The sequence below is a fragment of the Streptomyces sp. NPDC007896 genome, assembly GCF_042959425.1.
Taxonomy (GTDB): Bacteria; Actinomycetota; Actinomycetes; order Streptomycetales; family Streptomycetaceae; genus Streptomyces.
In genome coordinates this window covers 840,174-860,365 of sequence record NZ_JBIBKX010000001.1, presented here as the reverse complement: position 1 = coordinate 860,365, position 20,192 = coordinate 840,174, and the positions used below count along the sequence as shown (strand labels likewise).

Sequence of the window (20,192 nt, the reverse complement as noted above, 5' to 3'; positions counted from 1 at the left end):
ATTCGCGGGCTCACGGGCTCACGGGCGTACGGGCTCACGGGCGTACGGATTCACGATTCACGGACTCAATGAGGAGGCACCGCGATGGCGGGAACGCGCACACCGGCCGACGAGGCCCGCGAGGCGGTCGTCGAGGCGGCCCTCGGCAAGCTCGACCTGGGCACGAAGGCGAGGCTGCTCGCCGGGCAGGACATGTGGTCGCTGCCCGCGCTGCCCGAGATCGGCCTCAAGTCCCTCGTCATGTCCGACGGCCCGATCGGCGTACGCGGTGTCCACTGGACCGCCGGCGACCCGTCGATCGCGCTCCCCTCGCCGACGGCGCTCGCCGCCACCTGGGACCCGGCCCTCGCCCGCCGGGCCGGCACCCTGCTCGCCCAGGAGGCTCGCCGCAAGCAGGTCCACGTCCTCCTCGCGCCCACCGTCAACCTGCACCGCTCCCCGCTCGGCGGGCGCCACTTCGAGGCGTACAGCGAGGACCCGTTCCTGACCGGCGAGATCGGCTCCGGCTATGTCCAGGGCGTCCAGTCGGGCGGCGTCGGCACCACCGTCAAGCACTTCGTCGCCAACGACGCCGAGACCGACCGGTTCACGGTGAACAACCTGCTCTCCGAACGCGCCCTGCGCGAGCTGTACCTGGCCCCCTTCGAGGCCATCGTCGCCCATGCCCACCCCTGGGGCATCATGACCGCCTACAACACGGTCAACGGCACCACGATGACCGAGCACCACCACCTCGTGAACGAGATCCTGCGCGGCGAGTGGGGCTTCGACGGCTTCAACGTCTCCGACTGGACCGCCGCCCGCGCCACGGTCGGCGCCATCGAGGGCGGTCTCGACGTCGCCATGCCCGGCCCCCGGACCGTGTACGGGGAGGCGCTCGCCGCCGCCGTCCGCGCGGGCGAGGTCGAGGAGGCCAAGGTCGACGACGCCGTCCGCAACGTCCTGCGGCTCGCCGCCCGCGTCGGCGTCCTGGAGGGCGCCGAGCCGGTCGTCACCGAACCGCCCGGGACCGTGGACGGCGAGGCCCTGGCCCGCGAGATCGCCCGCCGCTCCTTCGTCCTCGTGCGCAACCAAGGGGCTCTTCCGCTCAGGGAAGGGCACGGCGAAGGGCACGGTGAAGGGCACGGTGAAGGGCATGGCGAAGGGCACAAGGTCGCCCTGATCGGCGCCGCCGCCCGCGACGCCCGCGTCCTCGGCGGCGGCTCCGCCACCGTCTTCCCCTCCCGGGTCGTCCCGCCTCTCGACGGCCTCACCGCCGCCCTGCCCGAGGGCAGCCTCACGTACGCCGTCGGCGCCGACCCGAACGAGGAACTCGCCGTCGCCGACAAGGGGTTCACCCTGCGGGCCGTCTGCCGTGACCGGGCCGGCACGGTCATCGGCACCGGCTCGGCCCCCAACGGCCAGATCCAGTGGATGGGCAACGACCTTCCTGAAGGCGTCACCCACGCCACCCTCCACAGCGTCGAACTGACCGGCACCTTCACCCCGCGCGAGAGCGGCATCCACACCCTCGGTATCAAGGGCGTCGGCGCCTTCACGCTCACCGTCGACGGCACGGTCCACTTCGACGACATCCAGCGCAGCACGAAGGACGACCCCTTCGAGGCGTTCTTCGGCGCTCCCGTCGAGCGCGCCCAGGTGGATCTCGTCGCCGGTGAGACGTACGAGGTGGCGCTGCGGCACGTCATCGTCGTCCCCGAGGGCGCGCCGCTGAAGGTGGTCGGCTTCACGCTCGCCCACCAGGACCCGCGCCGCGACCCCGACGAACTCATCGCCGAGGCCGTCGAAGCCGCCCGCGCCGCCGACACCGTCGTCGTCGTGGTCGCCACCACCGACCGCGTGGAGTCCGAGGGCTTCGACCGGAAGGACCTGCGACTGCCAGGCCGGCAGGACGAGTTGGTGCACGCCGTCGCCGCCGCCAACCCGAACACCGTCGTGGTCGTCAACGCCGGCTCCCCGGTCGAGCTGCCGTGGCGCGAGGAGGTCGCGGCCGTACTGCTCAGCTGGTTCCCCGGCCAGGAGGGCGGCGCCGCCCTCGCCGACGTCCTCACGGGCGCCCACGAGCCCGGTGGCCGGCTGCCCACCACCTGGGGCTCCCTCACGGCCGCCCCGGTCACCCAGGTGGCCCCGGCCGACGGCGAACTCCCGTACACCGAGGGCGTGTTCATCGGCTACCGCGCCTGGGAGAAGGAGGGCAGGACCCCCTCGTACGCCTTCGGGCACGGCCTCGGCTACACCGACTGGACGTACGAGTCGATCGAGCTCGACGGCGGCGACGGCGGTGCCGGTTCCGGTTCCGGTTCCGGTTCGAGTTCGGGTTCGGGTTCGGGTACGACGGTCACGGTCCGTGTCCGCAACTCCGGTGCGCGTCCCGGGCGCGAGGTCGTCCAGGTCTATCTGGCGCCCGTCGAGGCCGACGCCGAGCGTCCGGCCCGATGGCTCGCCGCCTTCGCGGGCGTCGAGGCGGGCCCCGGCGAGAGCGTCGACGTCGGCCTCGTACTCCCGCGCCGGGCCTTCGAGGTCTGGGACGAGAGCACCGGAGCCTGGGTGTTTGTGAAGGGTTCGTACGAGGTTGCGGCGGGTCGCTCGATCAGCGACCGTCGGGTCGCGGCGACGATTAACGTCTGACGCGGGACGAGTCCACCCCGAGCAGCCCCGGTCCGGAACCTGACATCCGGACCGGGGCTCGTCGGTTCTCGGCCACCTGTGGCAGACTCGCGGGCCGGAAACACGCCGGTTCGGGGGAGAACAACGCATGTACCCAGGTCAGCAGCCAGGCCCGTACCCACCACAGGGGCCGTATCAGGGGCAGCAGCCCTACTACCCGCCTCCGCAACAGGGCCCGTACCCACCTCAGCAGGGCCCGTACCCGCCCCAGCAGGGCTACCCGCAACAGCCGCAGCAGCCGTACCAGCCCTATCCACCCGCTCCTCCCCAGTACCAGCAGCAGCCCCAGGCCCCCCAACAGCACCTGGGCGAGGGCGAGATGCGGCTGGACCCCAGCCTCACCCCCGACCAGCGACAGCTGGTGGTGCGCATCCAGCAGCAGGCGAAGACATACGCGTACGGCTTCGTCCTCGGCATCCCGCTGACCTTCGGCGGCGCCCACTACGGCATCACGCGGACACCGATCGGCTTCGCGGCCACGGCCGTCGGACTGGTCGCCGTGGCCGTCGGCCTCTTCGCCATGACACGGATGCGGGCCCTCAAGCAGCAGCTGCGCCTGATCACCCCGGACGCCTGGCGCTCCCCGGCCGCGCATCTGCCGGGCGCCCGCAAGGCCGCCACCCTCGCCGCTTACCTCAACGGCGTACTCGTCCTGCTGTCCTTCGCCGCCGCCGGCTATCTGCTCTACAAGGGCGCCGGATGGGGCGCGTACGGCAACTCGTTCGGCTTCGGCGCCCTGGTGCTCGGCGCGTTCATCCCGTTCGGCATGGGCATCGCCGCCGCCACGACGATCCCGCAGCTGCTGCGGGTGATCCCGGCCGGTGCCAAGGTCGGCCGGAGCCTGTACTCGATCATCATGGTGCTGGCCACCACCGTGCTCGTCGAGGGGATCAAGGGCAAGGCCCCGCTCCCCGCGCTGACCGGCGCCGTGGTGGTCGCGGTCTGCCTCGGCGCGATGACCCTGCTGGGCAGGGCCACCCAGCGGATGCGCGGCGAGAGCGTCTGACGGTCGGTCGCCGGCTACTGGCCGCGGACGCCGAACCCGTACACGGTCCGCGACCGGTACACCCCGCCCGGCCGCAGTTCCGTGCTCGGGAACTGCGGCCGGTTGGGGGAGTCGGGGAAGTGCTGGGTCTCCAGCGCGACGCCGTCGCCGGGGGCGAAGGGGTCGCTCAGGTGCTCCGCGGTGTACAGCTGGAGCCCGGGTTCGGTGGTCGCGACGGTCAGCGTCCGTCCGGAGGGCGGGTCGTACAGCTCGGCGACCTCGACGGCGGTCTCCGTGAGCCCCTTGTCGAGCACGAAGTTGTGGTCGTAGCCGGCGCCGACCTTCCGCGCCGCACGGAAGTCGAACCGTGTCCCGTCGACGGCGTCCAGCGCCCCGGTGGGGATCAGATCGGCGTCCACCGGCGTCAACCGCGAGGCGTCCAGCCGGAGTTCGTGGCCGCCCGCGTTGCCCGTACCGGCCAGGTTCCAGTACGTGTGGTTCGTCAGGTTCACCACGGTCGGCGCATCCGTGACCGCCTCGTACGCGATCCCCAGCGCACCCGCCTCGTCCACCGTGTACGTCACCGAGACCTCCAGACGCCCCGGGAAGCCCTCCTCGCCGTGCGGGGAGACCCGGGTGAGGCGCAGCCCGTGATCGACCGGCTCCGCGTCCCACACCCGCTTGTCGAAGCCGCGCTCCCCGCCGTGCAGGGAGTTGGGCGGGTTGTTCTGCGCCAGGTGACAGGTGAGGCCGTCGAGGAGGAAGCGGCCGCCGGCGATCCGGTTCGCGTACCGCCCGACCAGCGCCCCGAAGTACGGTCCCGTGTGCGTCAGATAGCCGTCGAGGTCGGGGAACCCCAGCACCACGTCCGCGCGCACCCCGTCCCGGTCCGGGACCTCGACCGACTGGACGATCCCGCCGTACGTCAGGACCCGCACCCGCACCCCGGCCCGCTCCAGCGTCCAGCGGTGGACCGGGGTGCCGTCGGGAAGAGTGCCGAAGAATTCGCTGTGCATGATCGAAAGCCTAGGCCAAGGATCCCAACGACAAGTCCTAGCCCACCGGCTTCGTCGCCGTCACCACCCGATAGGCCATCTCCGCGAGCCGCGCCTGCCCGTCCCTGCTCGGGTGGAACCAGTCCCAGTGGCTCAGCTGGTCCGTGCCGAAGCGGTAGTCGAAGACCGCGCCCCCGTCGAAGCGGCAGTGCTGGTCCTTGGCGCACACCTCCTTCAGGACCTGGTTGTACGCCTCCACCCGGTCCTGCACCGTCGTGCGCCGCCGCATCGCCGCCGTGGTCAGGGAGTCCGCGTCGCTCAGCATCGAGGGGCAGATACCCAGCTTCCAGATCTGCTTGCCCAGCGGGTTGCTCCGCCCCTCGGACCACAACCGCTTCAGATCCGGCACGCTCGACACGTACACCTGGGTCTTGGGCAGCGCATGGCGCAGCGTGTCCATGGCGTCCTCGAACTCGGCGCGGAACTCGGCGACGGGGGTCATCGCCGACACCGACGAGCGGCAGGCGTCGTTCGCGCCCGCCATCACGGTCACCAGCTCCGGTTTGTTCGTGACGGCCTGTGCCATCTGGTCGGGGAGATCCGCCATCCGGGCGCCGGTCACCGCGTAGTTCCAGCTGCGCTCGGCGGCCCCGGCCTGCCCGAGCAGCCGTACGGCGAGGCTCTTGACCTTCGTGTCGCTGCCCGTCGCCCAGGACACCTCCGGACAGTCGGACAGCACGGTGCACGCGTCGAAGCCGCGGGTGATGGAGTCCCCGACGGCGGCCATCGACTTCGGGCTGCGGTCCCAGGCGGGGGTCGGCTTCGGGAACGCCTTGGCCGTCGTGCCCCGGGGCGCCGGGGAGTTGTCACCGACGGCGTCGCAGCCGGCGACGGCGACACCCAGGAGAGCCGCCGACGCGATGGCGAGGACGGCCCGAGAACGGTGACTCCTGTGATGCATCCCCTGGTCCCCTCGTTCGTCAAGCACGATTGCTCGGCACCATTGCTCAGCACCCCTGCGACACGGTTGGCCGACACCCCGCAGTACACGACCGGTCGCACCGCGTCCCCTTGGGTGAAACCTCAATGTTTCTGGGCGCTGGGACCGACGGTACGTCACACTCCTTGCGCCGCCGCACGGTAGCCTCGCCACGTGGCCGCCCTGCCACTGCCTTTCCGCTAAGTTACAAGATGTCTCGCTCTGTCCGGAGGCCCCAGTGACGACACGTGGAGTTCTCTACGTGCACTCCGCGCCCCGAGCGCTGTGCCCGCACGTCGAGTGGGCGGTCGCGGGCGTGCTCGGTACCCGCGTCAACCTCGACTGGATCCGGCAGCCCGCCTCGCCGGGCACCTGGAGATCCGAGTTCTCCTGGAAGGGCGAGGTGGGCACCGCCTCCAAGCTGGCCTCCGCGCTGCGCGGCTGGCAGATGCTGCGCTTCGAGGTCACCGCCGAACCCTGCCCCACGGCCGAGGGCGAGCGCTACAGCTGCACCCCCGAACTGGGCATCTTCCACGCCGTCACCGGAATCCACGGCGACATCCTGATCCCCGAGGACCGCCTGCGCGCCGCCCTCCTGCGCTCTCAGCGGGGCGAGAGCGACCTGGAGTCCGACCTCGCCAAACTCCTGGGCAAGCCCTGGGACGACGAGCTGGAACCCTTCCGCTACGCGGGAGAGGGCGCCCCGGTCCGCTGGCTCCACCAGGTGGTCTGACTCTTAGTCGCCCTCAGGGGCAGCGCCCTGCTTTTAGGGGCGCGGGGCTGTGACATATGCGGCTCCGCCGCGTGGGCGCGCCCAGCCCCCACCGCCCGCACTCGACGAACAACAGATGTGGCCCCGGACTCCAGAAGGAGCCCGGGGCCACACCCCGTTAGTACACCTACGGCCGAATTCAGATCGTACGGAACGCCAGCACCACGTTGTGCCCACCGAACCCGAACGAGTCGTTCAGGGCCGCGATACGGCCCTCGACAGGCAGCTTGCGAGCCTCCCCGCGCACGATGTCGGCGTTCGCCTCGGCCTCGGGGTCGAGGTTCTCCACGTTGATGGTCGGCGGAGCGATCCGGTTGTACAGCGCCAGCACCGACGCCACCGACTCCACACCCCCCGCGCCACCGAGGAGATGACCGGTCATCGACTTGGTCGCCGAGACCGCCATGTGGTCCGCGTCGTCACCGAAGACCTTGCGCAGCGCCTTCAGTTCCGCCACGTCACCGGCGGGCGTCGAGGTCGCGTGCGCGTTCACGTGCACGATCTCGGCCGGGTCCAGGTCGGTGTTGTCGAGCAGGTTCTGCAGGGCGCGGGAGATGCCGCGCCCCTCCGGCTCCGGCTGCACGATGTCGTGGCCGTCGGCGGAGATGCCCTGGCCGACCGCCTCCGCGTACACCCGGGCGCCGCGCGCCGCGGCGTGCTCGGCGGACTCCAGGACGAGGACGCCGGCGCCCTCACCGAGGACGAAGCCGTCACGAGCCACGTCGTAGGGGCGCGAGGCGCCCTGCGGGTCGTCGTTGTTCTTGGACATCGCCATCATGTTGCCGAACGCGGCGATGGGCAGCGGGTGGATCGCCGCCTCCGTACCACCGGCGACGACGACGTCGGCGCGCCCGGTGCGGATCATCTCGATGGCGTAGCCGATGGCCTCGGCGCCCGAGGCGCAGGCCGAGACGGGGGTGTGCACGCCGGCGCGGGCGCCGACGAGCAGGCCCACGTTGGCGGACGGGCCGTTCGGCATGAGCATGGGAACGGTGTGCGGGGAGACGCGGCGGACGCCCTTCTCCTTCAGCACGTCGTACTGGTCGAGCAGCGTCGTCACGCCACCGATGCCGGAGGCGATGACGGTGCCGAGCCGGTCCGGGTCGACGGAGGCGTCGTCGCCGGCCTTGTCGGTGAAACCGGCGTCGGCCCAGGCTTCCTTGGCGGCGATCAGAGCGAACTGCGCCGAGCGGTCGAGACGGCGGGCCTGCGGGCGGGGGATGACCTCGCCGGGCTCCACGGCGATCTGCGCCGCGATACGGACCGCCTGATCGGCGGCCCAGTCCTGCTCCAGGGCGCGGACACCGGACTTGCCGGCGACCAGCCCCTCCCAGGTAGAGGCTGCGTCGCCACCCAGCGGTGTGGTTGCGCCGATACCGGTGACGACCACGGTGCGATTGGTCGGGCTCACGGGAATTCTTTCTCCAAATACGAGGATTCAGCGGCGCCACCGCCGGGTGGCGGGGCAACGGACTGATCAGTGGACCGGGCCAGGGCGAACCGGGCCCGATCGCTGGATCAGGCCTGGTGCTTGAGGATGTAGTCGGTCGCGTCGCCGACGGTCTTGAGGTTCTTGACGTCGTCGTCCGGGATCTTGACGTCGAAGCGCTCTTCGGCGGCGACGACGACCTCGACCATGGACAGCGAGTCGACGTCCAGGTCGTCGGTGAAGGACTTGTCCAGCTGGACGTCCTCGGTGGGGATCCCGGCGATCTCGTTCACGATCTCGGCGAGACCTTCGACGATCTCTTCCTGAGTGGCGGCCATGTCAGGCGCTCCTTCGGTGTGTATCCAGAGAGGGTTGGCGGTATTCCGTACGGACCGGATGATCCGGCACGGAGTGCCTAGGGGAGAGTAACGACCGTCGCGGCGTACACGAGACCCGCCCCGAAGCCGATGACGAGCGCGGTGTCGCCGCTCTTCGCCTCGCCGGTCGCCAGAAGCCGCTCCATCGCGAGCGGGATCGAGGCGGCCGAGGTGTTGCCGGTGGTGCGTACGTCACGCGCGACCGTGACGTGCTGCGGCAGTTTCAACGTCTTCACCATCGAGTCGATGATCCGCTCGTTGGCCTGGTGGGGAATGAAGACGTCCAGGTCGTCCGCGGTGATTCCGGCCGCGTCCAGCGCCTGCTGGGCGACCTTCGCCATCTCGAACACGGCCCAGCGGAACACCGCCTGGCCCTCCTGCGTGATCGCAGGGAACTTGATCTCGCCCTTGGAGTCGAGCGGAAGCTCCGACACGTCACCGATGCGGAAACGGTCCCACGGCACGGTCTGCTTGATCGTGCCGGCCTTGTCGCCCTCGCTGCCCCACACGGTCGGGCCGATGTGCGGCTCCTCGGAGGGGCCCACGACGACCGCGCCCGCGCCGTCACCGAACAGGAAGGCCGTCGCACGGTCCTCCAGGTCGGTCAGGTCGGACAGTCGCTCCACGCCGATGACGAGGACGTACTCCGCGGAACCCTCGACGATCATGCCCTTGGCGAGCGTGAGGCCGTAGCCGAAGCCCGCGCAGCCGGCGGAGATGTCGAAGGCGGCGGCCTTCTGCGTGCCGAGCTTGTCGGCGATCTCCGTCGCGACGGCCGGAGTCTGGCTGAAGTGCGAGACGGTCGAGACGACCACGGCGCCGATCTGGTCGGCGTTGATCCCGGCGTCGGCGATGGCCTTGCCGGACGCCTCGATCGACATCGCGGCGACGGTCTCCTCGTCGGAGGCCCAGTGGCGGGTCTCGATGCCGGAGCGCGAGCGGATCCACTCGTCGGAGGAGTCGATCGTCTCGAGGATCACCTCGTTCGGCACGACCCGGACGGGACGGTAGCCGCCCACACCCAGGATCCGCGCGTACGGGGCGCCCTTGCTGGGCCTGATCTTCGACATGCTCTGTCGGCTCCTTAGGCGGAGGCGTGCTCTGCGATGAGCTCGCGAGCCGCGTCGAGGTCGTCGGGGGTCTTCAGCGCCAGGGTCTTCACACCCGGCAGCGCGCGCTTGGCGAGCCCGGTCAGGGTGCCGCCCGGGCAGACCTCGATCAGCGCGGTCGCGCCGAGCTCCTGGAAGGTCTCCATGCACAGGTCCCAGCGGACCGGGTTCGCGACCTGGCCGACCAGTCGCTGCACGACCTCGGCGCCGGTCGTGACGGTCCTGCCGTCCTTGTTCGAGACGTACGCGATCTTCGGGTCCACGGGGCTCAGGGCCTCGGCGGCCCGCGCCAGCGTCTCGACCGCGGGCGCCATGTGGTGCGTGTGGAACGCGCCGGCGACCTTCAGGGCCACCACGCGGCGGACGCCCTCGGGCTTGTCCGCCTCCAGGGCGGCCAGCTGCTCCAGCGTGCCGGCGGCCACGATCTGGCCCCCGCCGTTCACGTTCGCCGGGGTCAGACCGAGCTTCTCCAGGTGCGGGACCGTGGTCTCGGGGTCCCCGCCGAGCAGCGCCGACATACCGGTCTCGGTGATCGCGGCTGCCTCGGCCATCGCCAGGCCCCGGGTGCGCACGAGCTTCAGCGCGGCCGTGGCGTCGAGCACGCCCGCGAACGCGGCGGCGGTGATCTCACCGACGCTGTGACCGGCGACGGCACCCGGGCCGAGCTCGGCGACGTCACCGAGCGCGGCGGCGGAGAGGAGACCGGCGGCGACCAGGAGCGGCTGCGCGACAGCCGTGTCCCGGATCTCGTCCGCGTCTGCCTGCGTGCCGTAGCGGGCAAGGTCGAGCCCGATGGCGTCCGACCACGCGGCGAGGCGGTCGGCGGCACCGGGGAGATCGAGCCAAGGGGTCAGGAAGCCAGGGGTCTGAGCGCCCTGGCCGGGAGCGACGAGTACGAGCACTCTCACACTCTCTCTTGTGGACGGCCACGGCCGCCCGTGGGGACAGGGACGAAGAACACGAAGGGGAATTGTAGAGCCCCGACAAAAGCCTAGGCTTGAGGATCCCCATCGGCCAGACGCCCCAGGATCAGCGCGATCCGTAGTGTGAACGCGGATCGTACATCCGAAGGTGACCAACCGGTGACGTCAGTCACACGTCGGAGCCGGTAGCGCACGGTGTTGGGGTGAACGAAGAGCATCCGGGCCGCGCCTTCGAGACTGCTCGCCTGTTCCAGATAGACACTGAGCGTTTCCAGCAGCGCGGAGCCGGCCTCCTCGAGCGGTCTGTAGATCTCCTCCACCAGTTGCTCGCGGGCCGAGGGGTCCGAGGCGATCGCGCGCTCCGGCAGCAGATCGTCGGCCAGAACCGGGCGCGGAGCGTCCTGCCAGGCGAAACACGCTTTCAGCCCGGCGGCCGCGGCCTGCGCGGAGCGGGTCGCGGCGAGCAGATCGGGCACGATCGGCCCCGCGACGACGGGCCCGGCGGCATACGGCCCGATCAACGACTTCGCGACCGCGAGCGGATTGTCGTTGCCCCCCGCGATGACCACGAGCCGGTCCCCCAGCACACCGGTGAGCACCTGGAGCTTGGCGTGCCGGGCCGCGCGCCGGATCGCCTCGACCGTCAGCTCGCTGTCACCGTCGGGCGCCGTACCCAGCACCACGCAGACATGTTCGGGCGAGTTCCACCCGAGGGCGGCGGCCCGGCTGACGGCACCCTCGTCGGCCTCGCCGGAGAGCACGGCGTTCACGACGAGCGATTCGAGGCGGGCGTCCCAGGCGCCCCGCGCCTCGGCGGCCTGCGCGTACACCTGGGCGGTGGCGAAGGCGATCTCCCGGGCGTACACGAGCAGCGCCTCGCGCAGTACGGACTCGTCCCCCGGGGCGGCGACCTCGTCGATCGCGCTCTCCATGACCTCGATGGTCGTGCGCACCATCTCCACGGTCTGCCGCAGGGTGATCGCCCTGGTCAGCTCGCGTGGCGCGGTCCCGAACACATCGGTGGAGATGGCCTGCGGGGCGTTCGGGTGGCGGAACCACTCGGTGAAGGCCGCGATACCGGCCTGAGCGACGAGCCCGATCCAGGAGCGGTTCTCCGGTGGCATGGCCCGGTACCACGGCAGCGTCTCGTCCATCCGCGCGATGGCCTGAGCGGCGAGACTGCCGGAGGACTTCTCCAGCCGCTTCAGGGTCGCGGAGTGCGCGTGGATGTCGTGCGCTGGGCGCTCGGTGTTGCTGGATTCGGGTTCGGGCACGGGACAAGACTGCCTTATCAGGACGGAGGCGTGCGGCGGCGGGTCGCAAGTAGGCGGGGGGAGGGCCTGGGGCGGGGCTACGGTGTCCGTTGTGACGGACGTACGGCGACGACGGCGGAACGAGCGGATCTGATGGACGTACGGCGCGCCGACGAGCGCTACCACGGAGGTGACCCGGACGCCGGGATCACCTCCTTCCACGCCTTCTCCTTCGGACCGCACTACGACCCCGACAACCTCCGCTTCGGTGCGGTGATCGCCTGCAACGAGGAGTCGCTCGCGCCCGGCGCCGGCTTCGACGAACATCCGCACAGCCACACCGAGATCGTGACGTGGGTGGTGGAGGGGGAGCTGACCCATCGCGACTCGGCGGGCCACGAGTCGGTGGTCCGCCCCGGAGACGTCCAGCGGCTCAGCTCCGCGGGCGGCGTCCGGCACGTGGAGCGCAACGACGGCTCGGTCCCCCTCGTCTTCGTCCAGATGTGGCTGGCCCCGTTGTCACCCGGCGGCGAACCGTCCTACGAGGTCGTCCACGGCATCGCGGACTCCACGCCGTACGCCGTCCCCGAGGCCGGGGCGATGCTTCATGTGCGGAGGCTGGCGGCGGGGGAGCGGACGGCGGTGCCGGATGCCGGGTTCGTGTACGTCCATGTCGTCCGGGGTGAAGTGCTCCTGGACGGCGAGGAACTGGGCCCCGGCGACGCGGCCCGCATCACCGAGGCCAAGGACCTGGAAGCGGTGGCGGGCGCCCCCGCGGAGCTGTTGCTGTGGGAGATGACCCCCTCGACCTGAAACTCCGGGAGGCCCGAGGCTTTCAGGGGCGCGGGGCTGTGACATGTGCGGCTCCGCCGCGTGGGCGCGACCAGCCCCCACCCACCCGCAGCCGAAGAACCGGTGGGATCAGGCTTGTAGGGCCCTCAGTACGGCATCCGTGAACGGGGTCCAGGACTCGACCGCCCAGGGGCCGAACGCGCGGTCCGTGAGGGCGACGCACGCCGCGCCCGCCACCGGGTCGATCCACAGGAACGTACCGGACTGCCCGAAGTGACCGAAGGTCCGGGGCGAGGAGGAAACCCCCGTCCAGTGGGGGGACTTGGAGTCGCGGATCTCGAAGCCGAGCCCCCAGTCGTTGGGGTTCTGGTGGCCGTACCCGGGCAGCACCCCCTTCGTACCGGGGTACTGGACGGTCATGGCCTCCAAGACCGTACGCGGGTCCAGCAGCCGCGGCACCTGCACCTCGGCCACGAAGCGCACCAGGTCCGCCACCGTCGACACCCCGTCCTTCGCGGGCGAGCCGTCCAGTGATGTCCTCGTCATCCCCAGCGGCTCCAGCACCGCCTGCCGCAGATACTCCCCGAAGGGGATGTCGGTCGCCTTGGCGACATGGTCCCCGAGCACCTCGAACCCGGCGTTGGAGTACAACCGCCGCTCCCCGGGCGCGGCCGTCACCCGGTGCTCGTCGAACGCGAGCCCGGAGGTGTGCGCGAGGAGATGACGGACCGTCGACCCGGCAGGACCGGCAGGCTCGTCGAGCTCGATCGCGCCCTCCTCGTACGCGACGAGCGCGGCATACGCGGCCAGCGGCTTGGTGACCGAGGCGAGGGCGAAACGGTGATCGACAAGGCCGTGCGACCCGAGCACCGCCCCGTCCGCGCGGACGACGGCCGCGGCCGCCGTGGGAACGGGCCAGTTCTCGATCGACGCCAGGCTGCTCTGCAAAGACATGGCTACGAGCCTAAGCGGCTCACAGGTGCAGCCGCATCGACGGGTCGGCCTTGCGGACGAATCCGAGCGAGACGTACAGCGGCTCGGCGGCGGCGGACGCGTTGAGGTCGACCTGGGGGACGTTCCGTTCACGGAACCAGTCGAGGAGCGTTTCCATGCACGCTCGCGCGTACCCCCGCCGCCGCGCGTCCGGATCGGTCGCGACGCTGAAGACGTGCCCGACCGCGCCGTGCGGATTGCCCGCGCGCCCGATCCGGTACTCGATCGTCCCGGCGACGAGCGCCGCGAGAGCGCCGGGCCGGTCGGGGTGGTCCGGGTGGTCCACGACGAAGGCCGCGAAGTCCCCGTCGGGGTCGGCGAGCCTGCCGCGTACGGTCGGGAGGGACTGGGCGTGCCACTCGGTGGACGGGGGACCGGCGGAGGCGAAGACCGAGTCGATCATCACCTGGCGCAGGCGCAGTACTTCCTCGGCGTCCCCGGGCACGGCACGGCGTACGAGACTCATGATCCGCACGGTAGTCAGAGTGCCCCGCGCACGTCTCCGTATTTGCGGCGGGCGTCCGTCGGGCGTCGCCGGACGGGTTCTCACCCGAATCCGCTTGCTTCGAGTGCACTCGAAGGTTTTAGCGTGGAGGTCATGACGGTGATGGAGACCACGGCCGAGGCCGCCGAGACCGGCACCAGTACGCGTACCCGGGACTGCGCCGCCCCGCCCCACCGACACCGGCGCCCGGACGGCCAGGACAACTACACGATCAGCGAGGTCGTCGCCTTCACCGGCCTCACCGCGCACACCCTGCGCTGGTACGAGCGGATCGGGCTGATGCCGCACATCGACCGCTCGCACACCGGCCAGCGCCGCTACAGCAACCGCGACCTGGACTGGCTCGACCTCGTCGGCAAGCTCCGGCTCACCGGTATGCCGGTCGCCGACATGGTCCGGTACGCGGAGCTGGTGCGCGCGGGGGACGACACCTACATCGAGCGCTTCGAACTCCTGGAGGCGACCCGCCGCGACGTCAAGGCGCGGATCGCCGAGCTCCAGGACACCCTGGCGGTTCTCGACCACAAGATCAGTTTCTACGCGGACGCCGGGCGTGCCCTGACGTCGGAGAGGTCCCGATGACGGACAGCAGGATCGCGAACGTGGAACTGGGCACCGGCGGCCCCGAGGTCGGCGTACAGGGCCTCGGCTGCATGGGCATGAGCTTCGCGTACGGGCCCACGGACGCCGACGAGGCCCGGGCCACCCTGGAACGGGCGCTGGAACTCGGCGTCACGCTCTTCGACACGGCCGACGTGTACGGCCTGGGGGAGAACGAGAAGTTCATCTCGCCCTTCGTCAAGGCGCACCGCGACGAAGTCGTCCTCGCCACGAAGTTCGGCATCTACCGTGATCCCGCCGAGCCGACGAAGCGGACCATCCGCAACGAGACGCCGTACATCCGCCGGGCCGTCGAGGGGAGCCTGCGGCGGCTGGACGTCGACGTGATCGACCTCTACTACATGCACCGCCGTGACGTGAACATCCCCATCGAGGAGACCGTCGCCGCGATGGCCGAGCTGGTGCGCGAGGGCAAGGTCAAGCACCTCGGGCTGAGCGAGGTCACCGGCGGGGAGCTGCGCGCCGCGCACGCCGTGCACCCGATCGCGGCCGTGCAGTCGGAGTGGTCGCTGTTCAGCAGGGACATCGAGGCGGGCGTGGTGCCTGCGGTCCGTGAGCTGGGCGTCGCTCTGGTGCCGTACTCGCCGCTCGGGCGCGGTTTCCTCACCGGTTCGTTCGTCGACGCCGACCGGGATCTGACCTCGGACGACTTCCGCCGTACGATGCCGCGCTTCACCGGCGACAACGCGGCCGCCAACGCCGCGCTGTTGGAGCCGGTGCGTGCGGTCGCCGAGGCGCACGGGGCGTCGCCGGGGCAGATCGCGCTGGCCTGGGTGCAGCAGCAGGCGTCGTCGCTCGGATTGCCGGTGGTGCCGATCCCGGGCACGCGCAGGCGCAGCCGGGTCGAGGAGAACACCGCGGCCACGCGGATCGTCCTGACGGAGGACGAGTTGGCGGTGCTGGAGCCGATCGCCTCGAAGGTGGCCGGGGAGCGGTACGCGGACATGTCGTTCTCGTCGGCGGGGCGGGAGTAGAGCCGCGCCCCGCAGCCGGCATCAGAGCTCGGCCAGCAGTTCCGCCTTCTTCGTCGTGAACTCCTCGTCCGTGACCAGGCCCGCCTGGTGGAGTTCGCCGAGGTGACGGATGCGGTCGGCGATGTCGGCCGGGTCGCGGCGGGGAGCCGCTGCCGCGGTCACCGGGGTGGGACCCGAGGCCTGCACGGCCGCGAGGACCGACGCGGCGAACGGGAGGGACTCGTGGACGGGGCCGTAACCGAGACCGAAGACGACCGCCGCCGGGTCCTGGTCCGCCTGGGCGGGCTGTGTGGTGGCGGGCTCGCGCCGCAGGAGCCGCAGATGGCCCTCGAAGACCTCGGGGGAGCGCCACTCGACCCCGCTGAGGCCGGTGACCGGGAAGCTCTGGTCTCCGGCCTTCCACTTGGCGGAGGACGCGCCCGTCCAGAACCAGCGGAAGGACACCGCCTTGCCGTCGAAGGAGGCCTTTCCGTCGTACGCCTTGAAGTTCAGCGGCGCCTCGGGCGGCGCGACGAGGTAGCGCTCGGGCGGTTCGGCGTCCTCGGTGAGCGCGGCGCGCAGTTCGTCCGCGTAGTACTCGGCGAGGGTCTCCCGGTCGGCCGGCAGCACCAGCCGATAGGGGTCGCCCCCTTCCTTGAGCTGTCCCGCGGCCGCCTCCATCAGCGGATCGGCGCCCGCTCGCGGCACGGCGTGCAGGACGACCGTTCCGCGCTTGCCCGGCGTCAGTGTGACCCCCGCTATCGCCTCCAGGGGGATACGCCTTTCGCCGAGCGCCTGGAACAGCTTCGGCGAACGGATCCCCCGTTCGAAGCGGATGAGCACGGAGTCGGACTCGAACTCCCAGGCGGCATGAAATCCGGCCAGTACGTCACCCATGCGGGCCATCGTAAGCGGCTCTTACGCCTGCGTCGCCTCCCCGGGCGGACCGCAGTTCCTCGACCTCTACGCGCGTCCCGCCGCCGGGGCGTCGGACAAACCCTCTCGGCACGCGTCATCCTTGTGTGCGCACTGCACCGCCTGGTACGCGCCAATGCCGATCTCGGCGAAGTTGCGCAGGCTCTCGGTGCCCGGCTCGAAATAGCCGCCGTGGCCGTTCGCGCCCCGCGCGGACAGCACCCGGGCCCCGAACGCCTTCGACACCGGGTCGGCGCCGTGTCCGAGCCCGCCCAATTCGAGGTAGGGCACGTCCTGGATCCAGTCGCCGGAGTCCCGCATCGCCCAGACCCGGGCGGTGGTGTGCAGCGAGGACGCCTTCTGGGCCCGCATGCCGGGGCTGCCGGCGACCGCTATGTCGGAGACCCGGGAGGGCATGGCGCGGGCGGCGAGGCCGCACAGCACCGAGCCGTAGCTGTGGCAGTAGAGCGCGACGGGGGCACGGCCGGGCAGGGCGCGCAGCAGCGCGTTCAGCCGGATCGCGCCCTCCTCGGCGCGGCTGCCGGTGGCGGCGTCCATGCCGAGTCCGCTGGGCGTGGTGTAGTCGGCCCAGGCGATCACGGCCGTACGGGCCTGGGGGGCGGCGGCGTGCTCGGCTCCGTACAGGGCCTGCGCCATGCCGACCGGCGCCGAGTACTGCTTGTTGGTGCGCTGGAACGTGAGCAGATCGGTGTCGACGCCCGGCACCACGATGGAGATCCGCTCGGCCCGGTCGAGGTTTCCGAAGACCTCGGCGACCCGGCCCGAACCCATGGGGTCGAAGGCGAGGAAATCGCGCCCCTTCTGCAGCATCGCCTCGTAGCGGTGCATGCGGCGCCCGGCCTGCTGCTGTCCCAGGGACGAGAGCCGGCTGTCGTGCATGCGCTTCTTCTCGACCTTGCGCTGCTGGCCGATGGCGACGCGGTTGGCCTCGTAGCGCAGGGGCACGGGCGCGCCGTTCATGTTGCCGACCGCGAGCGGATAGCGGTGGGCGAGACCGGTGCGCTCGCGGGCGTCGAGGGACGCGAAGAAGCGGGCGAGGCGGCTCGGCGTGGAGTCCGGGTCAGGCAGTCGCTGTCCGGCGACGCTGCCGTGCTCCCACGCGGAGCGGGACGCCTGGAGAGGGGTTGCCCCTCGATGGCCCTGGAGTGCGGTCCAGCCACTTGTGGCCAGCATCACGAACACCACGGCCAGCGCGAGCAGTGCGCGCCAGACGTTCAGTTGGGGGGATGTGTCGAAGGAAGTCACTGAGAGGACACCCTAGGAGAAGGTTGGCGCCTCCCGTTAAACGAGTGACTGGTATCACGTTTCTCGCAGGGTAATTGGGGCAAACCGGGTTCAGTTTCAGATAAATAGTGACGCAGTGTGCCCGGAGTTGATCGTTCCGTGCGGCGTTCCGTGCGTCATTCTGTACGTCACTCGGCACGTCACTCCGTGCGTCATTCCAACGTCACTGCATGCGTCACTCCGTGCGCCACTTCTCCGCCAACGCGGGCCCCACCTGGTCGAGGTAAGCGGTGGTCAACTCGCGGATCGCCGGGATGCTGTGATCGGTTCCCTCGCTCCACAGACGGCCCGTGACGCGCATCACTCCGCCGAACACGGCCACCGCGACGCGCGGTCTGGGGTCCGCGTCCACGTCGAGTCCCTCGCGCTCGGCGATGACCCGCGCGATCTCCTCCTCCAGTTCCGCGGAGCGGCGCAGATAGGCGGCGAGGAGGGCGGGTGTCGACTCGATCAACTGGTAGGCGCGCATGTGCAGTTCGAGCGGCACGACGGACTCGATCGACTCGCCGATGGTGTCCCAGCCCTCCAGGACGGCGCGGCGCAACGCCTCCAACGGGGCTTCCTGGGGCGGGCGTTCGCGCACGGCGGCGAGGAAGCGTGCCTCCGCGACCCCCTGGGTGAACAGGGCGACCTCCTCCTTGCCCGCGAAGTAGCGGAAGAAGGTGCGCTGCGAGACGTCGACGGCCTCCGCGATCTCGTCGACGGTCGTCCGCTCGTAGCCCTGGGTGGTGAACAGTTCGAGGGCGGCACGCAGCAGTGCCTCCCGGGTGCGCTGCTTCTTGCGCTCGCGCAGGCCTGCCCGGGGCGACGTCTCGTCGGCGGTCGTCTCCATGAGGTCCTCTTCTGTTCTTTCAGCCCAGCTCAGCGTACTGGTGGGTGACGTGACAGTTACCGACTTGTGAATTGGTTTGTCAACTGTCAGTGGCTGTCACTAGCCTCGAAGGTATGACTAGTCAGACCACCATCGACACGACGGGTTCGGGGGACAAGGCTCCGGTCACTCCGTCGGACAAGGCGCCGTCCGACGGGCTGCGCGGCCATCCGTGGTTCACCCTGTTCACCGTTGCCGTCGGCGTCATGATGGTCGCCCTGGACGGCACCATCGTGGCCATCGCCAACCCGGCCATCCAGAAGGACCTGGGCGCGAGCTTCGCCGACGTCCAGTGGATCACCAACGGCTACTTCCTCGCGCTCGCGGTCACCCTGATCACCGCGGGCAAGCTCGGTGACCGCTTCGGGCACCGTCAGACCTTCCTCATAGGCGTGGTCGGTTTCGCCGCGGCCTCCGGCGCGATCGGCTTCTCCAGCAGCATCGCCCTGGTCGTCACCTTCCGCGTCTTCCAGGGGCTGTTCGGCGCGCTGCTGATGCCGGCCGCGCTCGGCCTGCTGAGGGCCACCTTCCCGGCCGAGAAGCTGAACATGGCGATCGGCATCTGGGGCATGGTCATCGGCGCCTCCACCGCGGGCGGCCCGATCCTCGGCGGTCTGCTGGTTCAGCACGTCAGCTGGCAGTCGGTGTTCTTCATCAACGTGCCGGTGGGCGTCATCGCGCTGGTCCTCGGCCTGATGATCCTCCTCGACCACCGCGCCGCGAACGCCCCGCGCTCCTTCGACGTCCTGGGCATCGCGCTGCTCTCCGGTGCCATGTTCTGCCTGGTATGGGCGCTCATCAAGGCTCCGACCTGGGGCTGGGGCTCCGGCCTGACCTGGACGTTCCTGGGCGCCTCGGTGCTCGGCTTCGTGCTCTTCGCCCTGTGGGAGAAGCGGGTCGAGGAGCCGCTGATCCCGCTGGGGCTGTTCCGCTCCGTACCGCTGTCGGCCGGTGTGGTCCTCATGGTGCTGATGGCCATCGCCTTCCTGGGCGGCCTTTTCTTCGTCACGTTCTACTTGCAGAACGTGCACGGCATGAGCCCGGTCGACGCCGGTCTGCACCTCCTCCCGCTCACCGGAATGATGATCGTGGGCTCGCCGCTGGCCGGCGCCCTGATCACCAAGACGGGCCCGCGCATCCCGCTGGCGGGCGGCATGGCCCTCACCGCGATCTCCATGTACGGCATGTCCACGCTGGACACGGGCACCAGCGGCGCCGTGATGTCGCTCTGGTTCGCCGGTCTCGGTCTCGGCCTCGCGCCGGTCATGGTCGGCGCCACCGAGGTCATCGTGGGCAACGCGCCGATGGAACTCTCCGGCGTGGCCGGCGGTCTCCAGCAGGCCGCGATGCAGATCGGCGGCAGCCTCGGTACGGCCGTGCTGGGCGCCGTGATGGCCTCCAAGGTCGACGGCGACCTCGCGGGCAACTGGGCCGACGCCAAGCTGCCGCCGCTCACCGCGGCCCAGCTCGACCAGGCCTCCGAAGCAGTCCAGGTCGGCGCCGCACCGGTCGCCCCGGGCACCCCGGCCGCACTCGCCGAGAAGATCACGACCGTCGCCCACGACACGTTCATCTCCGGCATGAGCCTGGCCTGCCTGGTCGCCGCCGGGGTCGCCGTCGTGGCGGTCTTCGTCGCGCTCCTCACCAAGCGGGGCGAGAACGCCGAGGCGGCGGGGGCGGGCGCCGGCCATATCTGAGTCTGCGCGTCGGACCAGCCCTTTTTTGTACAGGTTTCACCTATCTGGGTG

Annotated in this window: 19 protein-coding genes; 7 read left to right on the top strand and 12 right to left on the bottom strand. The window is 70.6% G+C overall.

Annotated elements, in window-relative coordinates; genetic code table 11:
- The first annotated feature begins 84 nt into the window (after nt 1-84).
- Nucleotides 85-2,628 (top strand): glycoside hydrolase family 3 C-terminal domain-containing protein, encoded by a 2,544-nt coding sequence (locus ACFZDJ_RS03940; protein WP_391055893.1) that lies wholly within the window; start codon nt 85-87, stop codon nt 2,626-2,628.
- Nucleotides 2,629-2,755: 127 nt separating this feature from the next.
- Nucleotides 2,756-3,673 (top strand): hypothetical protein, encoded by a 918-nt coding sequence (locus tag ACFZDJ_RS03935; protein WP_391055890.1) that lies wholly within the window; start codon nt 2,756-2,758, stop codon nt 3,671-3,673.
- Between the two features lie 14 nt (nt 3,674-3,687).
- On the opposite strand, the gene ACFZDJ_RS03930 is transcribed toward ACFZDJ_RS03935, so the two are convergent.
- Nucleotides 3,688-4,668, bottom strand: coding sequence for a galactose-1-epimerase (locus tag ACFZDJ_RS03930; RefSeq protein WP_391055889.1), 981 nt, complete (start codon nt 4,666-4,668; stop codon nt 3,688-3,690).
- A gap of 37 nt (nt 4,669-4,705) precedes the next feature.
- Nucleotides 4,706-5,608 carry an SGNH/GDSL hydrolase family protein gene (locus ACFZDJ_RS03925; protein ID WP_391055886.1) on the bottom strand — a complete coding sequence of 301 codons (903 nt, stop codon included), beginning with the start codon at nt 5,606-5,608 and terminating at the stop codon, nt 4,706-4,708.
- A 256-nt stretch (nt 5,609-5,864) separates the two neighbouring features.
- On the opposite strand from ACFZDJ_RS03925, the gene ACFZDJ_RS03920 reads away from it, so the two are divergent.
- Nucleotides 5,865-6,359, top strand: coding sequence for a DUF3145 domain-containing protein (locus ACFZDJ_RS03920; RefSeq protein WP_054231012.1), 495 nt, complete (start codon nt 5,865-5,867; stop codon nt 6,357-6,359).
- A gap of 178 nt (nt 6,360-6,537) precedes the next feature.
- Here the strand turns inward: ACFZDJ_RS03920 and fabF are convergent, their stop codons facing one another.
- From fabF to fasR, 5 genes are all read right to left on the bottom strand, one after another.
- The gene (gene fabF / locus ACFZDJ_RS03915) at nt 6,538-7,809 is read right to left on the bottom strand and encodes a beta-ketoacyl-ACP synthase II (RefSeq protein ID WP_384905279.1); all 1,272 of its coding nucleotides are present in this window, start codon (nt 7,807-7,809) and stop codon (nt 6,538-6,540) included.
- 107 nt (nt 7,810-7,916) lie between these two features.
- A complete protein-coding gene (locus tag ACFZDJ_RS03910; RefSeq protein WP_028800941.1) occupies nt 7,917-8,165 on the bottom strand; it encodes an acyl carrier protein in 249 nt (82 codons plus the stop codon).
- A 77-nt stretch (nt 8,166-8,242) separates the two neighbouring features.
- A complete protein-coding gene (locus ACFZDJ_RS03905; protein ID WP_054231010.1) occupies nt 8,243-9,274 on the bottom strand; it encodes a ketoacyl-ACP synthase III in 1,032 nt (343 codons plus the stop codon).
- A 14-nt stretch (nt 9,275-9,288) separates the two neighbouring features.
- Nucleotides 9,289-10,215 (bottom strand): ACP S-malonyltransferase, encoded by a 927-nt coding sequence (locus ACFZDJ_RS03900; protein WP_168508477.1) that lies wholly within the window; start codon nt 10,213-10,215, stop codon nt 9,289-9,291.
- 89 nt (nt 10,216-10,304) lie between these two features.
- The gene (gene fasR, locus ACFZDJ_RS03895; protein ID WP_390927702.1) at nt 10,305-11,510 is read right to left on the bottom strand and encodes a fatty acid biosynthesis transcriptional regulator FasR; all 1,206 of its coding nucleotides are present in this window, start codon (nt 11,508-11,510) and stop codon (nt 10,305-10,307) included.
- Between the two features lie 129 nt (nt 11,511-11,639).
- On the opposite strand from fasR, the gene ACFZDJ_RS03890 reads away from it, so the two are divergent.
- The gene (locus tag ACFZDJ_RS03890) at nt 11,640-12,302 is read left to right on the top strand and encodes a pirin family protein (protein WP_168517225.1); all 663 of its coding nucleotides are present in this window, start codon (nt 11,640-11,642) and stop codon (nt 12,300-12,302) included.
- Between the two features lie 108 nt (nt 12,303-12,410).
- Here the strand turns inward: ACFZDJ_RS03890 and ACFZDJ_RS03885 are convergent, their stop codons facing one another.
- Together ACFZDJ_RS03885 and ACFZDJ_RS03880 are read right to left on the bottom strand one after the other, a co-directional pair.
- Nucleotides 12,411-13,235 (bottom strand): serine hydrolase, encoded by an 825-nt coding sequence (locus ACFZDJ_RS03885; protein WP_391055882.1) that lies wholly within the window; start codon nt 13,233-13,235, stop codon nt 12,411-12,413.
- Nucleotides 13,236-13,254: 19 nt separating this feature from the next.
- The gene (locus tag ACFZDJ_RS03880) at nt 13,255-13,740 is read right to left on the bottom strand and encodes a GNAT family N-acetyltransferase (RefSeq protein ID WP_390927706.1); all 486 of its coding nucleotides are present in this window, start codon (nt 13,738-13,740) and stop codon (nt 13,255-13,257) included.
- Between the two features lie 132 nt (nt 13,741-13,872).
- Here ACFZDJ_RS03880 and ACFZDJ_RS03875 point away from each other — a divergent pair, with 132 nt between their 5' ends.
- Together ACFZDJ_RS03875 and ACFZDJ_RS03870 are read left to right on the top strand one after the other, a co-directional pair.
- Nucleotides 13,873-14,361 carry a MerR family transcriptional regulator gene (locus ACFZDJ_RS03875; RefSeq protein WP_390927708.1) on the top strand — a complete coding sequence of 163 codons (489 nt, stop codon included), beginning with the start codon at nt 13,873-13,875 and terminating at the stop codon, nt 14,359-14,361.
- Nucleotides 14,358-15,374, top strand: a complete 1,017-nt coding sequence (locus ACFZDJ_RS03870; RefSeq protein ID WP_391055879.1) for an aldo/keto reductase — start codon at nt 14,358-14,360, stop codon at nt 15,372-15,374. Before ACFZDJ_RS03875 ends, ACFZDJ_RS03870 begins: the two co-directional genes overlap by 4 nt.
- Before the next feature lie 21 nt (nt 15,375-15,395).
- Here the strand turns inward: ACFZDJ_RS03870 and ACFZDJ_RS03865 are convergent, their stop codons facing one another.
- The 3 genes from ACFZDJ_RS03865 to ACFZDJ_RS03855 form a co-directional block, all read right to left on the bottom strand.
- On the bottom strand, nt 15,396-16,250 hold the full coding sequence (locus tag ACFZDJ_RS03865; protein ID WP_391055876.1) for a DUF4429 domain-containing protein: 855 nt from the start codon (nt 16,248-16,250) through the stop codon (nt 15,396-15,398).
- A 66-nt stretch (nt 16,251-16,316) separates the two neighbouring features.
- Nucleotides 16,317-17,534, bottom strand: coding sequence for an alpha/beta hydrolase (locus ACFZDJ_RS03860; RefSeq protein WP_391055873.1), 1,218 nt, complete (start codon nt 17,532-17,534; stop codon nt 16,317-16,319).
- 214 nt (nt 17,535-17,748) lie between these two features.
- The gene (locus tag ACFZDJ_RS03855) at nt 17,749-18,405 is read right to left on the bottom strand and encodes a TetR family transcriptional regulator (protein ID WP_384905263.1); all 657 of its coding nucleotides are present in this window, start codon (nt 18,403-18,405) and stop codon (nt 17,749-17,751) included.
- Nucleotides 18,406-18,518: 113 nt separating this feature from the next.
- On the opposite strand from ACFZDJ_RS03855, the gene ACFZDJ_RS03850 reads away from it, so the two are divergent.
- The gene (locus ACFZDJ_RS03850) at nt 18,519-20,141 is read left to right on the top strand and encodes an MFS transporter (protein ID WP_384905261.1); all 1,623 of its coding nucleotides are present in this window, start codon (nt 18,519-18,521) and stop codon (nt 20,139-20,141) included.
- Nucleotides 20,142-20,192: the final 51 nt, after the last annotated feature.

Bases quoted from the DNA above. Each gene is read 5' to 3' on its own strand.
- ACFZDJ_RS03940 (WP_391055893.1), top strand. From the start codon at position 85: ATGGCGGGAACGCGCACACCGGCCGACGAGGCCCGCGAGGCGGTCGTC.
- ACFZDJ_RS03935 (WP_391055890.1), top strand. From the start codon at position 2,756: ATGTACCCAGGTCAGCAGCCAGGCCCGTACCCACCACAGGGGCCGTAT.
- ACFZDJ_RS03930 (WP_391055889.1), bottom strand. From the start codon at position 4,668: ATGCACAGCGAATTCTTCGGCACTCTTCCCGACGGCACCCCGGTCCAC.
- ACFZDJ_RS03925 (WP_391055886.1), bottom strand. From the start codon at position 5,608: ATGCATCACAGGAGTCACCGTTCTCGGGCCGTCCTCGCCATCGCGTCG.
- ACFZDJ_RS03910 (WP_028800941.1), bottom strand. From the start codon at position 8,165: ATGGCCGCCACTCAGGAAGAGATCGTCGAAGGTCTCGCCGAGATCGTG.
- ACFZDJ_RS03905 (WP_054231010.1), bottom strand. From the start codon at position 9,274: ATGTCGAAGATCAGGCCCAGCAAGGGCGCCCCGTACGCGCGGATCCTG.
- ACFZDJ_RS03885 (WP_391055882.1), bottom strand. From the start codon at position 13,235: ATGTCTTTGCAGAGCAGCCTGGCGTCGATCGAGAACTGGCCCGTTCCC.
- ACFZDJ_RS03880 (WP_390927706.1), bottom strand. From the start codon at position 13,740: ATGAGTCTCGTACGCCGTGCCGTGCCCGGGGACGCCGAGGAAGTACTG.
- ACFZDJ_RS03875 (WP_390927708.1), top strand. From the start codon at position 13,873: ATGACGGTGATGGAGACCACGGCCGAGGCCGCCGAGACCGGCACCAGT.
- ACFZDJ_RS03870 (WP_391055879.1), top strand. From the start codon at position 14,358: ATGACGGACAGCAGGATCGCGAACGTGGAACTGGGCACCGGCGGCCCC.
- ACFZDJ_RS03865 (WP_391055876.1), bottom strand. From the start codon at position 16,250: ATGGGTGACGTACTGGCCGGATTTCATGCCGCCTGGGAGTTCGAGTCC.
- ACFZDJ_RS03855 (WP_384905263.1), bottom strand. From the start codon at position 18,405: ATGGAGACGACCGCCGACGAGACGTCGCCCCGGGCAGGCCTGCGCGAG.
- ACFZDJ_RS03850 (WP_384905261.1), top strand. From the start codon at position 18,519: ATGACTAGTCAGACCACCATCGACACGACGGGTTCGGGGGACAAGGCT.